The organism is Saccharothrix xinjiangensis, from assembly GCF_039527585.1.
GTDB classification, from domain to species: Bacteria; Actinomycetota; Actinomycetes; order Mycobacteriales; family Pseudonocardiaceae; genus Actinosynnema; species Actinosynnema xinjiangensis.
In genome coordinates this window covers 427,077-441,774 of record NZ_BAAAKE010000003.1, presented here as the reverse complement: position 1 = coordinate 441,774, position 14,698 = coordinate 427,077, and the positions used below count along the sequence as shown (strand labels likewise).

The following is a 14,698-nucleotide window of genomic DNA, read 5'->3' as shown; positions in this document are numbered from 1 at the left end:
CCGGACATCATCACACCGCGTGACACCCGGCACATCGACCGCATGGCCGCGCCACTTACAAACAGTCTTGACTGTTTGTAAGTGGCGCGGAACACTCGCCCGCATGGCCACCGAGACCAGGCAGCGGCAGGCCGACCGCAGCCGCGAGACCAGGCGCAGGCTCATGGAGGCGACCGTCGCGTGCCTCGTCGAGCTGGGCTGGTCCGGCACCACGACGACCGTGGTCGCGGAACGCGCGGGCGTGTCCCGCGGCGCCCAGCTGCACCACTTCCGCACCCGCGGCGAGCTGGTCGCCGCCGCCGTCGAGCACCTGGGCGCGGAGAGCGTCCAGCACTTGGGGGAACGCGCCCGCGAGACCGGGCGCACCACGGTCGCCGTGGTCGAGCTGATCGCCGACTTCTACGCCAGCGACCTGTTCACCGCCGCGCTGGAGCTGTGGGTCGCGGCCCGCACCGACCCGGACCTCAGGACCGTGGTGGTGCCGCTGGAGGCCAGGCTCGGCCGGGAGACGCACCGGCTGGCCGTCGAGCTGCTGGGCGCGGACGAGGGCGAGCCGGGCGTGCGCGAGGCCGTGCAGATCACCCTGGACCTGGTGCGCGGCCTCGCCCTGGCCAACCAGCTCACCGACGACCGCAAGCGCCGCGGGCGCATCGTCCGGCACTGGGCCCGGATGTTGGAGACAACCCTGGGGAGGCAGCGGTGATCCACGAGCTGTTGACGGACCTGGGCGACGAGAGCCGCGTGCTCGACGACCTGGTCGCCGACGCCGACTGGTCGCTGCCGACGCCCGCGCCGGGCTGGACGATCGCCCACCAGGTCGCGCACCTGCGCTGGACCGACCGCGTCGCCGCGCTCGCCGCCCGCGACCCGGCCGCGTTCGCCGGGCTGCTGCGGACCGCGACGCCCGACCTGGTCGACCGGGGCGCGGCCGAGCCGGTCACCCTCGACGACTGGCGCGCGAGCCGCGCGGAGCTGGCCGAGGCGCTGACGGCCGTGCCGCCGGGCGTGAAGGTGCCGTGGTTCGGGCCGCCGATGAGCCCGGCATCCATGGTTACCGCCCGCCTGATGGAGACCTGGGCGCACGGCCAGGACGTGGCCGACGCGCTCGGGGCGGTCCGCGAGCCCACCCGGCGACTCCGGCACGTCGCGCACATCGCGGTCCGCGCGTTCGGCTTCGCGTTCCTGGTCAACGGCCTGCCCGTGCCGCCGGAGCCGGTGCGCGTCGAGCTGACCGGGCCCGGCGGCGAACCGTGGGCGTGGGGCCCGGAGGACGCGGAGGACCGGGTCGCCGGCCCCGCCCTGGACTTCTGCCTGCTCGCCACGCAACGCCGCCACCGCGACGACCTCGCGGTCACCGCGGTCGGCCCGGTCGCGAACGCCTGGCTGCCCATCGCCCAGGCGTTCGCGGGTCCGCCCGGCGCCGGACGGGAGAAGTCGTGATCCGCATCGGCAACGCCTCGGGCTTCTACGGCGACCGGTTCTCCGCGTTCCGCGAGGTGCTGCGCGGCGGCCCGCTCGACGTGCTCACCGGCGACTACCTGGCCGAGCTGACCATGCTCATCCTGGGCCGCGACCGGGCGAGGGACCCGCGGCTCGGCTACGCCCGCACGTTCCTGCGCCAGCTGGAGGAGAACCTCGGCGAGGCGCTGGAACGCGGCGTGAAGGTCGTCTCCAACGCGGGCGGCCTCAACCCCGAGGGCCTCGCCGAGGCGGTCGACGCGCTGGGCACCGGCGCGAAGGTCGCCTGCGTGACCGGCGACGACGTGCGCGCGGACTTCCCCGAGGCGCTGACCGCCAACGCCTACCTCGGCGCGTGGGGCATCGCCGAGGCGCTCAAGGCGGGCGCCGACGTCGTGGTCACCGGTCGCGTCACCGACGCCTCCCTGGTCGTCGGGCCCGCCGCCGCCCACTTCGGGTGGGGCCGCGAGGACTGGGACCGGCTGGCCGGCGCGACCGTCGCCGGGCACGTGCTGGAGTGCGGCGCCCAGGCCACCGGCGGCAACTACGCGTTCTTCACCGAGATCGACGCCGCGCGGCCGGGTTTCCCGATCGCCGAGGTCGAGGCGGACGGGTCGGCGCTGATCACCAAGCACGACGGCACGGGCGGCGCGGTCACCGTCGACACGGTCACCGCGCAGCTGCTCTACGAGATCGGCGACCCCGCGTACCCGGGACCGGACGTGGTGAGCCACTTCGACACGATCCGGCTCGACCCGCACGAGCGCGGCGTGCGGATCTCCGGCGTCCGCGGCTCGCCGCCGCCGGACACCCTCAAGGTCTGCCTCAACACCCTCGGCGGGTTCCGCAACTCCACCACGTTCGTGCTCACCGGCCTGGACGTGGACGCCAAGGCGGACCTGGTGCGCCGCCAGCTGGAGGCCGCGCTCGGCGCGGACGACCTGACCTGGACCCTGGCGCGCACCGACCGCGCCGACGCCGACACCGAGGAGGCGGCGAGCGCGTTGCTGCACGTCACGATCAAGACCGCGGACCAGGCGCGGGCCAAGGCGTTCTCCCGCGCCGGCGTCGAGCTGGCGCTGGCGTCCTACCCGGGCTTCCACGTCACCGCGCCACCCGGCGACGGCACGCCGTTCGGCGTGTACCGGGCCGCGCACGTGCCGCGCGCGGCCGTGCCGCACCGGGTCGTGCTGCCGGGAGGGGAGGTGGTCGAGGTATGAGCACCCCCACCCGCAGGGTCCCGCTGGGCCTGGTCGCGGGCGCGCGGTCGGGCGACAAGGGCGGCGACGCCAACCTGGGCGTGTGGGTGCGCACGGACGCCCGGTACGAGTGGCTGAGGGCCGAGCTGACCGTCGAGCGCCTCAAGGAGCTGCTGCCCGAGGCGGGCGAGGTCGACCGGTACGAGCTGCCCAACCTCAGGGCGCTGAACTTCGTCCTGCGCGGCCTGCTCGGCGACGGCGTGGCGTCCTCGACCCGGTTCGACCCGCAGGCCAAGGCGCTGGGCGAGTGGTTGCGCGCCCGGCACGTGGACATCCCGGAGGACCTGCTGTGACCACCGACGAGCTGTTCGGGACACCGGAGCGCCTCGACCTGCGCGCCACCGTCCGCCGGTTCACCGAGCGGGAGGTCGTGCCGCACCTGGCCGACTGGGAGCGCGCCGGCGAGCTGCCCCGCGACCTGCACCGCCGCGCCGCCGCCCTCGGCCTGCTCGCCGTCGGCTTCCCCGAGGCCGCGGGCGGCGCGGGCGACCTGCTCGACACCGTCGTGGTGACCGAGGAGCTGATCCAGGCGGGCGGCTCGTCCGGCCTGGTCGCCGCGCTGTTCACGCACGGCATCGCGGTGCCGCACATCATCGACGCGGGCGACGCGGGCCTGGTCGACCGGTTCGCGCGCCCCGCGCTGGCGGGTGAGCTGATCGGGGCGCTCGCCGTCACCGAGCCCGGCGGCGGGTCGGACGTGGCGGCGCTGCGGACCACGGCGCGCCGCGACGGCGACCACTACGCGGTCAACGGCGCCAAGTCCTTCATCACCTCCGGTTCGCGGGCCGACTTCGTGACCACGGCCGTGCGCACCGGCGGCCCCGGGCACGGGGGCATCAGCCTGCTCGTGGTGGAGAGGGGCACGCCCGGCTTCACCGTGGACCGCAGGCTGGAGAAGATGGGCTGGCACTGCTCCGACACCGCCGAGCTCTCCTTCGTGGACGCCCGCGTGCCCGCGGCGAACCTCGTGGGCGAGGAGGGCGCCGGCTTCGGGCTGATCATGCGGCAGTTCCAGGCGGAGCGGATCTCCCTGGCCGTGCAGGCGTACGCGACGGCGCAGCGCGCCCTGGACCTCACCGTCGCCCACGCCCGGCGGCGGGAGACGTTCGGCAAGCCGCTCATCGCCCGCCAGGTGGTGAGCCACCGGCTGGTGGGCATGGCGCAGCGCATCGACCTCGCCCGCACCTACACCCGGGAGGTGGCGGCACGCGTGGCGCGCGGCGAGGAGGTCGTGGCGCAGGTGTGCTTCGCCAAGAACGCGGCCGTCGAGGCGTGCTCGCACGTGGTCGACCAGGCCGTGCAGCTGCACGGCGGCGCGGGCTACCTGCGCGACGCGGAGGTCGAGCGCCACTACCGGGACGCGCGCGTCCTGGGCATCGGCGGCGGGGCCACCGAGGTGATGACCGAGCTGGCGGCGAGGCGATTGGGGTACACGGCATGAGCACGTTGAGGACCGCGCTGGACACCCGGTCGCCGGGGTACGCCGCCAACCGGGAGGCGCTGCTGGCCAAGCTCGTCGAGCTGGACGCCGAGCACGCCAAGGCGCTCGCGGGCGGCGGGTCCAAGTACACCGCGCGGCACCACGCGCGCGGCAAGCTCCTCGCGCGCGAGCGGGTCGAGCTGCTGGTGGACCCGGACAGCCCGTTCCTGGAGCTGTCGCCGCTGGCCGCGTGGGGCACCGACTACCCGGTGGGCGCGAGCGTGGTCACCGGCATCGGCGTGGTCGAGGGCGTGGAGTGCGTGGTCGTCGCCAACGACCCGACCGTGCGCGGCGGCGCGAGCAACCCGTGGACGCTGCGCAAGACCTTCCGCGCCAACGACATCGCGCTGGCCAACCGGCTGCCGCTGATCGGGCTGGTCGAGTCGGCCGGCGCGGACCTGCCGAGCCAGAGCGAGATCTTCATCCCCGGCGGCCGGGCGTTCCGCGACCTGACCAGGCTGTCCGCCGCGGGCGTGCCGACGATCAGCGCGGTGTTCGGCAACGCCACCGCGGGCGGCGCGTACGTGCCCGGCACCTCCGACTACGTGATCATGGTCAAGGACCGCGCCAAGGTGTTCCTCGGCGGCCCGCCCCTGGTCAAGATGGCCACCGGCGAGGAGTCCGACGACGAGTCGCTGGGCGGCGCGCGGATGCACGGCACGACCTCCGGCCTGGCCGACTTCGTGGCCGAGGACGAGGTGGACGCGATCCGGCTCACCCGCCGCGTGGTGGCCCGGCTCAACCGGCGCAAGCTCGGCCCCGCGCCCAAGCCCGTCGAGCCGCCGCTGTTCGACGAGGAGGAGCTGCTCGGCCTCGTGCCCACCGACCAGCGGGTGCCGTTCGACCCGCGCGAGGTGATCGCCCGGCTGGTGGACGGCTCCCGGTTCGACGAGTTCAAGCCCGACTACGGCACGAGCCTGGTCACCGGGTGGGCCGACCTGCACGGCTACCCGGTCGGCGTCCTGGCCAACGCGCGTGGCGTGCTGTTCAGCGAGGAGGCGCAGAAGGCCACCCAGTTCATCCAGCTGGCCAACGCCTCCGACACCCCGCTGCTGTTCCTCCAGAACACCACCGGCTACATGGTCGGCGCGCGCTACGAGCAGGGCGGCATCGTCAAGCACGGCGCGATGATGATCAACGCGGTGTCCAACAGCGCCGTGCCGCACCTGACCGTGGTCATGGGCGCGTCCTACGGCGCGGGCAACTACGGCATGTGCGGCCGGGCCTACGACCCCCGCTTCCTGTTCACCTGGCCCAACGCCAAGTCCGCGGTCATGGGCCCCGCGCAGCTCGCGGGCGTGCTGTCGATCGTGGCGCGGCAGTCGGCCGCCGCGAAGGGGCAGCCCTACGACGACGAGCACGACGCCGCCATGCGCCGCATGGTGGAGGAGCAGGTCGAGCAGCAGTCGCTGGCGCCGTTCCTGTCCGGGCGGCTCTACGACGACGGCGTGATCGACCCGCGCGACACCCGCACGGTCCTCGGCCTGTGCCTGTCCGCGATCCACAGTGGACCGATCAGGGGCGCCGACGGCTACGGCGTCTTCCGGATGTGAGGTGGCGATGATCCGCAAGCTGCTGGTCGCCAACCGGGGTGAGGTCGCGCGCCGCGTCATCCGGACGTGCCGCGAGCTCGGCGTCTCGCCGGTGGCGGTGTTCTCCGATCCCGACGAGGGCGCGCCGCACGTGCGCGAGGCCGACGCGGCGGTGCGCCTGCCCGGCGCCGCGCCCGCCGACACCTACCTGCGGGCCGACCTGCTGGTGGCCGCCGCGCTGGCCGCCGGCGCGGACGCCGTGCACCCCGGCTACGGCTTCCTGTCCGAGAACGCGGCGTTCGCCCGCGCGGTCCTGGACGCGGGGCTGACCTGGGTCGGGCCCGATCCCGGCGTGATCGGGGCGATGGGGTCCAAGGTCGCGGCCAAGGAGCGGGTGGCGGCGGTCGGCGTGCCCGTGCTGCCCGACCTCGACCCGGACGCCGTCGCGGAGTTCCCCGTGCTGGTCAAGGCGTCCGCGGGCGGCGGCGGGCGCGGGATGCGGGTGGTGCGCTCGCGCGCGGAGCTGGCCCGGCAGGTCGAGTCGGCGCGGCGCGAGGCCGAGTCGGCGTTCGGCGACGGCACGGTGTTCTGCGAACCGCTGCTGGAACGCGCGCGGCACGTCGAGGTGCAGGTGCTGGCGGACGCCCACGGCGCGGTGTGGGCGCTGGGCGAGCGGGAGTGCTCCGTCCAGCGCCGCCACCAGAAGATCATCGAGGAGGCGCCGAGCCCGGCGGTGACCCCGGAGGCGCGGCAACGGCTGTTCGACGCGGCCGTGTCCGCCGCACGGGCCATCGGCTACGTCGGCGCGGGCACCGTGGAGTTCCTCTGCACCGACGACGGCGCGTTCCACTTCCTGGAGGTCAACACCAGGCTCCAGGTGGAGCACCCGGTCACCGAGGAGGTGTTCGGGCTCGACCTGGTGGCGTGGCAGCTCGCGATCGCCGAGGGCGAGCGACTGCCCGACGAGCCGCCCGCACCGCGCGGCCACGCCGTCGAGGCCCGCCTGTACGCGGAGGACCCGGCCCACGACTGGCGGCCCTCCAGCGGCACCCTGCACCGGTTCGAGGTGCCCGGCCGGGGTGAGCCCGGCGGCGTGCGCGTCGACAGCGGCGTGGAGGACGGCAGCGAGGTCGGCGTGCACTACGACCCCATGTTGGCCAAGGTGATCGCGTGGGCGCCGACCCGGCGGGCGGCGGTCCGCAAGCTGGCCGCCGCGCTGGAGCGGGCCCGGCTGCACGGCCTGGTCACCAACCGCGACCTGCTGGTGCGCGTGCTGCGGCACCCCGCGTTCGAGGCGGGCGACACCCACACCGGGTTCCTCGACCAGCACGGCCTCACCGCGCCGCCCGACGTGGACGTGCGGCCCGCCGCGCTGGCCGCCGCGCTCGCGCTGGCCGAGCGCCGCCGCACGGACCTGCCGCCGGGCTGGCGCAACGTGCCCTCGCAGCCGCAGCGCGTGGTGTTCGGGCACGGCGACCAGGAGGTCGCGGTCGAGTACCGGCACACCCGCGCGGGCGTGGTGACGGACGTGGACGCGACCGTGGTGTCCGCGTCCCCGGACGCCGTCACCCTGGAGCGGGGCGGGGTGCGCGAGACGTTCCCGGTCGCGGTGCACGGCGACCTCGCCGACGGGGCTGTGGTCGAGGTGGGCCCGGTGGCGCTCGTGCTGCGGCCCCGGTTCCCCGAACCGCGGGCCGAGGGGGTCGAGGGCGCGACGTCGGCGCCCATGCCGGGCACCGTGGTGCGGGTGTCGGTGGAGGTCGGGCAGCGCGTGGAGGCGGGCGCGGAGCTGCTCGTGCTGGAGGCGATGAAGATGGAGCACCGCGTGCTCGCCGCGCACGGCGGCGTGGTCGAGCGGGTGCTCGTCGAGGCAGGTCGGCAGGTCGGTGCGGGCGAGGTGCTCGCGGTTGTGGAGGCCGAGGCGTCATGACGATCAACTTCACCGAGGGCGACGAGCGGCGGGCGCTGCGCGAGGCGGTCGCCGCCCTGGGCCGCCGGTACGGCCACGAGTACTTCGCCGCCAAGGCGAGGTCGGGTGAGAAGACCGACGAGCTGTGGGCGGAGGCGGGCAGGCTCGGCTACCTCGGGGTGGCCGTGCCCGAGGAGTACGGCGGCGGTGGCGGCGGCATCGGCGACCTCGCCGCGGTCTGCGAGGAGCTGGCCGCCGCCGGGTGCCCGCTGCTGCTGACCGTGGTGTCGCCGGCCATCTGCGCCACGGTCGTCGCCCGCTTCGGCACCGAGGCGCAGAAGCGCCGGTGGCTGCCCGGCTTCGCGGACGGCACCACGAAGATGGGGTTCGCCATCACCGAGCCGGACGCGGGCTCCAACTCGCACCGGCTCACCACCGCCGTGCGCCGCGACGGTGACGAGTGGGTGCTCAACGGCGGCAAGTACTACATCTCCGGCGTCGACGAGGTCGAGGCGGTGCTGGTGGTGGCCCGGCACGTCGACTCGACCGGCAACCGGCTGCTGCCGTCGCTGGTGATCGTCCCGACCGACGCGCCCGGCTTCACCTACCGGCACATCCCCATGGAGGTCGTGTCACCGGAGAAGCAGTTCACCTGCTTCTTCGACGACGTCCGGCTGCCCCTCGACGCGCTGGTGGGCGCCGAGGACGCGGGTCTGGCCCAGCTGTTCGCCGGCCTGAACCCGGAGCGGATCATGGCGGCGTCCTTCGCCACCGGCATGGCCCGCCGCGCACTCGACCTGGCGAGCGGGTACGCCCGCACCAGGACGGTCTGGGACGTGCCGATCGGCTCGCACCAGGGCGTCGCGCACCCGCTGGCGCAGTGCGCGATCCAGGTCGAACTGGCGAGGGTGATGACCCAGAAGGCCGCGGCTCTCTACGACGCTGGGGAGGACCGGGCCGCGGGTGAGGCGGCCAACATGGCCAAGTACGCGGCGGGGGAAGCGGTGGCGGGGGCGGTGGACCAGGCCATCCAGGTGCACGGCGGCAACGGGCTGTCGTCCGAGTACGGACTGGGCGCCATGCTGGCCGCGTCCCGGTTGTCCCGGATCGCCCCGGTCAGCCGGGAGATGATCCTGAACTTCGTGGCGCAGCACACCCTGCGGCTGCCGCGCTCCTACTAGTCCCCGCCGGATCACCAGTCCCAGCGCAGGCCGACGACACCGGGACCGAAGTCGAGCGCCACCGCGTAGGCGTAGCCCCAGGTGTCCACCGGGGTCTCGCGCACGTCGGTCGGTTCCCCACCGGTCAGACCGGTCGTGAACTGCTCGCAGCGCGAGGGCCGGCACCGCGAGTCGTACCTGACCTCCAGGACGTACTCGCGCACCGGGTGCCGGAAGCGGCGCGAGTAGGTGTTGTCGAACGTCGGGTGGTGCGGTGCGACGTGGATCAACTCGTACTCGACGGCGGTCCGCTCGCCGCGGCGCAGCGGGCGGTCGAACAGCAGTTCGGCGACCATCAGGCCGTTGCGCGGGTCGGCGGACACCCGCCCGAGCCTGCACGAGCGCAGCGTGCCGATGACCGGCAGCGGGTCGCCGGGCAGCCGGGTGTCGTACCCCAGCAGCACGCGGTCCACGCCCGACCGCTCGGCGCGCAGCACCTGCCGCGAGCGCACCCGGCGGGTGCTGCCGTCCATGGCCAGCTCGACCTGGTCGCGCAGGCTGAGCCGGCACAGGTCCTGGTCGGTGGTGGTGTCGACGTCGGCGAGCAGTTCCGCGATCGAGGCGTAGTCGTTCTCGCCGACCCAGCCCTCCGGTCCCGGCACGCGCGTCCGCGGCCTGGCCTTGCCGCGCGGCCTCGGCGGGCCCAGCAGCGCGCTCAGCCCTCCCTCGCCGACCTCCAGGATCTCCTCCAGGTGGCTGACGGCGGTCAGCGAGTCCGGTCGTTCGGGTCGTCGCCTGCCGGACTGCCAGTAGCTCAACGCGGCGATGCTCACGGCCACGCCGCGCCCTCGGAGCTTGTGCTGGATCCGTTCCAGGCTGAGGCCCTTCGCCCGGATCGCGGCCCGCAATGCGTCCGCGAAGGGATCGGCCCCCGTGTCGACCCGTCGGGGATCGCGCAGTCGCGATTCCTGTCCGACGACTGGCGTTGGCATCTTCGCTCCGTTCTCCCTGTGGACAAGGCGAGCGACGTTATCGCGCGAAATCGCCGGTGCGGTACAGCCGATCGGGTTCGCCGGCGCGAATTTAACCGAATCGGCGGCCCAATCCCGTTGGTCGTGGAATGTTTGAATTCTCATTAACAGCAGTGGTGTGAAGGTCCTGCTCGGGACGATCCGGACGCCGGGCCACCCCCGCGCCGCCCTCCGCCGAGAGGTGCGCACAGCCTTGGTTACGTGGGGTGATGTAGAGCACATCGGGTTGGACAAGATCACCTAGGGGGGATGTGCGGGCGCACGCGGGCGCACGTGCAGGCGCACGCGCACCCGTGCACACGAGGTCTCCTCACGCGGCATAAGCGCTGGTCAAACCGTCATCAGTGGCGGGTGGAACGGTGTTCCACCGCGAACTGTCGAACGCGTTCTCCGCAACGGCGCGGAGAAGGATCGCGTTCTTTCGCAAAGGCTTCGTCGGTATTTCTCCACAGCGTTGAATGGATGTCCAATGACTGACAGGTGCTGGTTCCCCCGAACCGGCGCCCGCGATGGGCGCCCCGCGGGGCGACCGGGTTCGGCACACTCGGGTTCCCGGCGCGCGACCCGCGCCGGTTCCCCCACCCTGCGGAGGAACGCCCATGCGCAAGCCCCCACCGGGCCTCGCCGGCGCGGCCCTGGCCGCCGCCCTGGCCGCCGCCGTCCCCGTGCCCGCCCACGCCGAGGCCGCGGTCCTGCACGCGGGCTCGCCGACCGCCGTGCCCGGCAGCTACATCGTCAAGCTCGTCGGCACCGCGCCCGCCGGTGCGTCCGACACCGCGTCCCACACCGCGTCCGCCGACGCGCTGACCGCCCGGTTCGCCGACCGGATCACCCGCACCCCGACCGGCCCGTTCCGCGGCTTCACCGCGACCCTGACCGAGCGGGAGGCCCGCCGCCTCGCCGCCGACCCGCGCGTGGAGTACGTCGAGCAGGACCAGGTCGTGCGCGCCGCCCCGCTCCAGACCCAGCCGAACGCGCCCTGGGGCCTGGACCGGATCGACCAGCGGTCCCTGCCGCTGGACACCGGCTACAGCTTCACCACCTCGGGCCGGGGCGTCACCGCCTACGTGGTCGACACCGGCGTCCGGACCACGCACGTCGAGTTCGGCGGCCGGGCCTCGCACTGCTACGACTCGGTCGACGGCGACCACGTCGCCCAGGACGACAACGGCCACGGCACCCACGTCGCGGGCGTCATCGCCGGCGCCACCCACGGCGCGGCCAAGGGCGCGCGGATCTGCGCGGTGCGCGTGCTCGACGGCTCGGGCAGCGGCACCACCGCGGGCGTCATCGCGGGCATCGACTGGGTGATCGCCAACCACGTCAAGCCCGCCGTGGCCAACATCAGCCTGGGCGGCGGCGCGTCGGCCGCGCTGGACGACGCGGTCCGCCGGCTGATCGCCGCGGGCGTCACCACGGCGGTCGGCGCCGGCAGCTCCAACACCGGCGTCGGCGGCACCTCGCCCGCCCGGGTCGCCGAGGCGATCACCGCCGGCGCCGGCGCCCGGGCCGATGCGCGGGCGCCGTTCTCCAACCACGGAGCGGGCGTCGACGCGTACGCGCCGGGAGTGTCGATCACCTCGGCCTGGCACACCGGCGACACCGCGACGAACACCCTCAGCGGCACGTCCATGGCCACGGGCTTCGTCACCGGCGTGGTGGCGCGGCACCTGGAGCCCAACCCCGCCGCCACGCCCGCGCAGGTGCACGCCGAGGTCGTGCGCGAGGCCACCCCGCTGCCGTGGGGCGGTCGCCTCCTCCACTGGTCGCCCACCCGATGACCGCCCCGCCGCCCCCCGGGAAAGCCGCCCCGCCACCCCTGAGGAAAGGACGTGCCGTGCGCAAGCTCCTGCCCGGCCTCGGCGTCGCCGCCCTGGCCCTGGCCACCATCACCGTCCCCGCCCACGCCGAGGCCGCGGTCCTGCACGCGGGCTCGCCCGACGCCGTGCCCGGCAGCTACGTCGTCAAGGTCAGGGACGGCGCGCCGGACCCCTCCGCCCGGCTCGCCGGGGGGGTCACCCGCACCTACACCGGCCCGTTCCGCGGTTTCGCGGTGTCCCTGACCGAGCGGCAGGCCCGCCGGCTGGCCGCCGACCCCGCCGTGGAGTACGTCGAGCAGGACCAGGTCGTGCGGCCCCACGCCACGCAGGTCAACCCGCCGTGGAACCTGGACCGCATCGACCAGCGCGCCCTGCCGCTGGACCGCGGCTACAGCTACACCTCCACCGGCCGCGGCACCCGGGCCTACGTCATCGACACCGGCCTGAGCACCGCGCACCCGGAGCTGGCCGGCCGCGGCTGCGCCGGCTGGGACGTGATCGACAACGACAACGCCCCGCAGGACGACAACGGCCACGGCACCGCCGTCGCGGCGGTGATCGCGAGCCGGACCTACGGCGTGGCCAAGGAAGCCCTGGTGTGCGGCGTCCGGGTGCTCAACGGCTCGGGCAGCGGCACCACCGCGGGCGTCATCGCGGGCATCGACTGGGTCGCCCGCAACCACGTCAAACCGGCCTCGGCGAACCTCAGCCTGGGCGGCGGCGCGTCGACCGCGGTCGACGACGCCGTGCGCCGGCTGATCACGGCGGGCGTCACCGCGTCGGTGACCGCGGGCGGCAGCAACACCGACGCGGCGAACTCCTCCCCGGCACGGGTGCGCGAGGCCCTCACCTCGGGCGCGTCCACCCAGACCGACGCGCGCGCGTCGTTCTCCAACTACGGCAGCGTGGTCGACGTGTACGCGCCCGGCGTGAACATCACCGTGCCGTGGGGCTCCGGTGGGACCAACACGCTCAGCGGCACGTCGTTCGCCACCGCGCACGTGACCGGCGTGACCCTGCGGTTCCTCCAGCTCAACCCGACGGCGACGCCGGCGCGGGTGCACGCCGCCGTGGTCGACGAGGCCACCCCGCTGTCGTGGGGCCGGCTGCTCTACTGGTCGCCGACCAGGTGAGCCGAGGGGGCGAGCCGGTGGCGCGCCACCGGCTCGCCCCCGTCCACCTCGCCGGTCTCGGTGAAGCCGAACGCGGCGTACAGGCCGCGGGCCACCGCGTTGCCCGGCACCACGCTCAGCACCAGCTCCGACCGCCCCTCGGCGCGGGCCCGCGCGGCGATCGCCGCGAGCCCCGCGCGGCCGAGGCCCCGGCCCTGCGCCCGCCGGTCGATCATGAACCGGGGTATGTGCGGCACCCCGGGCTCGTCCCGCTCCAGCAGCGTGAAACCGACCGGTTCGGCACCGCTGTGGAGCGCCGGCGGTTCGAGCTTCGGGCGGTGCACCCGGGCGTCCGCGATCGACTTGAGGTTGCTCGCGACGAACGTCCGCTGGTCCTCGTGCAGTTCCAGGCCGATCACGGCCCGGTGGTTCTCCTCGGTCACCGGTGCCAGGCGCATGGGCGGACGGTGGCGCCGACGCTTGTACCACGTCTCCCAGTTTTCGGGAAACCGCAGGTAGTGCGGATTGTTGACGGAGTCCACACAACTGGGAAAAGTTCACACTTCCGGGTAAACCCCAGGTTGCTTACGTTGTGACTATCAGCGAGGGCAAGGTGGCCCTACGTCACCCACCCGAGCCCTGCAAGCTCCTCGGGTTGAGGTCGGGCCACCGCGTGGAAGAAGGAAGCCGCATGCGACAGTCACGACAGGTCCGGGTCCTGGCCGGTGTCGGGGCGACGGCGCTCGCCGTCACCGCGACGTCCCTGTTGGCCGCCCCGGCGCAGGCCGCCGAGGGCGAGATCCGCGCCGCGGACGCCGCGCACAAGGTGCAGAACCACTTCATCGTCAAGCTCAAGGACGGCTCCGCCGCGTCCGCCGACAGCCTGGCGAAGCAGTACGGCGGTCAGGTCGACACCGTCTTCAGCAAGGCGCTCAACGGCTTCACCGTGTCGCTGCCCGAGAAGGCGGCCAAGCGGCTCGCGGCCAACCCGGCCGTCGAGTACGTCGAGCAGGACCAGGTCTTCACCACCCAGGCCACGCAGACCAACGCGACCTGGGGCCTGGACCGCATCGACCAGCGCGCCCTGCCGCTGAACCGGACCTACAGCTACACCTCCACCGGCGCGGGCGTGAACGTCTACGTCATCGACACCGGCGTGCGCATCGCGCACAGCGACTTCGGCGGCCGCGCCCGCAACGGTTACGACGCGGTCGAGAACGACAGCGTCGCCCAGGACGGCAACGGCCACGGCACGCACGTCGCGGGCACCATCGCCGGCAACACCTACGGCGTGGCCAAGGGCGCGACCGTCTACGGCGTCCGCGTGCTGAACAACGCCGGCTCCGGCACCACCGCCGACGTGGTCGAGGGCATCGACTGGGTGACCAACAACCACGTCAAGCCGGCCGTGGCGAACATGTCGCTGGGCGGCGGCGCGTCCACCACCATCGACGCGGCCGTGCGCCGCTCGATCTCGGCGGGCGTCACCTACGCCATCGCGGCGGGCAACAGCAACACCAACGCGTCGGGTTCCTCCCCGGCCCGCGTGACCGAGGCCATCACCGTCGGCGCGACCACCAACACCGACGCCCGCGCCAGCTACTCGAACTACGGCTCGGTCGTGGACATCTTCGCGCCGGGCTCGTCGATCACCTCGGCGTGGCACACCGGCAACACCGCCACCAACACCATCAGCGGCACCTCGATGGCGACCCCGCACGTCGCCGGCGCGGCGGCCCGCTACCTCCAGGGCAGCCGCTCGGCCACCCCGGCCCAGGTGGCGAGCTACCTGGTCGGCCAGGCGACCACCGGCGTGGTGGGCAGCCCCGGCTCGGGCTCCCCGAACCGCCTGCTCTACCTGGCGCCGAGCGCCTGACCCGCTCCACGGGCGAGTGCCGGGGCCGTTCCCTCGCGGGGGGACGGCCCCGGCCGCGTCA

General features: G+C 74.1%; 11 protein-coding genes and 1 pseudogene. 10 read left to right on the top strand and 2 right to left on the bottom strand.

Features of this window, described 5'->3' with window-relative positions:
* Positions 1-103: 103 nt before the first annotated feature.
* The 7 genes and pseudogenes from ABD223_RS10120 to ABD223_RS10090 all read left to right on the top strand — a co-directional run bounded on the left by ABD223_RS10120 (position 104) and on the right by ABD223_RS10090 (position 8,819).
* Positions 104-703 (top strand): TetR/AcrR family transcriptional regulator, encoded by a 600-nt coding sequence (locus tag ABD223_RS10120; RefSeq protein WP_344035763.1) that lies wholly within the window; start codon positions 104-106, stop codon positions 701-703.
* Entirely contained in the window at positions 700-1,440 is a 741-nt protein-coding gene (locus tag ABD223_RS10115) for a TIGR03084 family metal-binding protein (RefSeq protein ID WP_344035761.1), read from the top strand. The genes ABD223_RS10120 and ABD223_RS10115 overlap by 4 nt, the downstream gene beginning before the upstream one ends.
* A pseudogene (locus ABD223_RS10110) lies at positions 1,437-3,010 on the top strand (acyclic terpene utilization AtuA family protein). The gene ABD223_RS10115 and the pseudogene ABD223_RS10110 overlap by 4 nt, the downstream one beginning before the upstream one ends.
* Positions 3,007-4,158 (top strand): acyl-CoA dehydrogenase family protein, encoded by a 1,152-nt coding sequence (locus tag ABD223_RS10105; protein WP_344035760.1) that lies wholly within the window; start codon positions 3,007-3,009, stop codon positions 4,156-4,158. The pseudogene ABD223_RS10110 and the gene ABD223_RS10105 overlap by 4 nt, the downstream one beginning before the upstream one ends.
* Positions 4,155-5,750, top strand: a complete 1,596-nt coding sequence (locus ABD223_RS10100) for an acyl-CoA carboxylase subunit beta (RefSeq protein ID WP_344035759.1) — start codon at positions 4,155-4,157, stop codon at positions 5,748-5,750. Before ABD223_RS10105 ends, ABD223_RS10100 begins: the two co-directional genes overlap by 4 nt.
* 7 nt (positions 5,751-5,757) lie before the next feature.
* Positions 5,758-7,659 (top strand): acetyl/propionyl/methylcrotonyl-CoA carboxylase subunit alpha, encoded by a 1,902-nt coding sequence (locus ABD223_RS10095; RefSeq protein WP_344035758.1) that lies wholly within the window; start codon positions 5,758-5,760, stop codon positions 7,657-7,659.
* Between the two features lie 2 nt (positions 7,660-7,661).
* Positions 7,662-8,819: an acyl-CoA dehydrogenase family protein gene (locus tag ABD223_RS10090; protein WP_344035887.1), complete on the top strand. Its 1,158-nt coding sequence runs from the start codon at positions 7,662-7,664 to the stop codon at positions 8,817-8,819.
* A gap of 11 nt (positions 8,820-8,830) precedes the next feature.
* Here the strand turns inward: ABD223_RS10090 and ABD223_RS10085 are convergent, their stop codons facing one another.
* A complete protein-coding gene (locus tag ABD223_RS10085) occupies positions 8,831-9,637 on the bottom strand; it encodes a hypothetical protein (RefSeq protein ID WP_344035757.1) in 807 nt (268 codons plus the stop codon).
* 791 nt (positions 9,638-10,428) lie between these two features.
* Here ABD223_RS10085 and ABD223_RS10080 point away from each other — a divergent pair.
* Both ABD223_RS10080 and ABD223_RS10075 read left to right on the top strand, forming a co-directional pair.
* Positions 10,429-11,610, top strand: a complete 1,182-nt coding sequence (locus ABD223_RS10080) for a S8 family peptidase (protein ID WP_344035756.1) — start codon at positions 10,429-10,431, stop codon at positions 11,608-11,610.
* Between the two features lie 56 nt (positions 11,611-11,666).
* A complete protein-coding gene (locus ABD223_RS10075; protein ID WP_344035755.1) occupies positions 11,667-12,782 on the top strand; it encodes a S8 family peptidase in 1,116 nt (371 codons plus the stop codon).
* On the opposite strand, the gene ABD223_RS10070 is transcribed toward ABD223_RS10075, so the two are convergent.
* Entirely contained in the window at positions 12,761-13,219 is a 459-nt protein-coding gene (locus tag ABD223_RS10070; protein ID WP_344035754.1) for a GNAT family N-acetyltransferase, read from the bottom strand. The genes ABD223_RS10075 and ABD223_RS10070 overlap by 22 nt on opposite strands.
* A gap of 233 nt (positions 13,220-13,452) precedes the next feature.
* Here ABD223_RS10070 and ABD223_RS10065 point away from each other — a divergent pair, with 233 nt between their 5' ends.
* Positions 13,453-14,637 carry a S8 family peptidase gene (locus tag ABD223_RS10065; protein WP_344035753.1) on the top strand — a complete coding sequence of 395 codons (1,185 nt, stop codon included), beginning with the start codon at positions 13,453-13,455 and terminating at the stop codon, positions 14,635-14,637.
* The last annotated feature ends 61 nt before the right edge of the window (positions 14,638-14,698 follow it).

What these genes read in the sequence shown, in the direction of transcription:
- ABD223_RS10120 (WP_344035763.1), top strand. Translation starts at nt 104, where the DNA reads ATGGCCACCGAGACCAGGCAGCGGCAGGCCGACCGCAGCCGCGAGACC.
- ABD223_RS10100 (WP_344035759.1), top strand. Translation starts at nt 4,155, where the DNA reads ATGAGCACGTTGAGGACCGCGCTGGACACCCGGTCGCCGGGGTACGCC.
- ABD223_RS10095 (WP_344035758.1), top strand. Translation starts at nt 5,758, where the DNA reads ATGATCCGCAAGCTGCTGGTCGCCAACCGGGGTGAGGTCGCGCGCCGC.
- ABD223_RS10080 (WP_344035756.1), top strand. Translation starts at nt 10,429, where the DNA reads ATGCGCAAGCCCCCACCGGGCCTCGCCGGCGCGGCCCTGGCCGCCGCC.
- ABD223_RS10070 (WP_344035754.1), bottom strand. Translation starts at nt 13,219, where the DNA reads ATGCGCCTGGCACCGGTGACCGAGGAGAACCACCGGGCCGTGATCGGC.
- ABD223_RS10065 (WP_344035753.1), top strand. Translation starts at nt 13,453, where the DNA reads ATGCGACAGTCACGACAGGTCCGGGTCCTGGCCGGTGTCGGGGCGACG.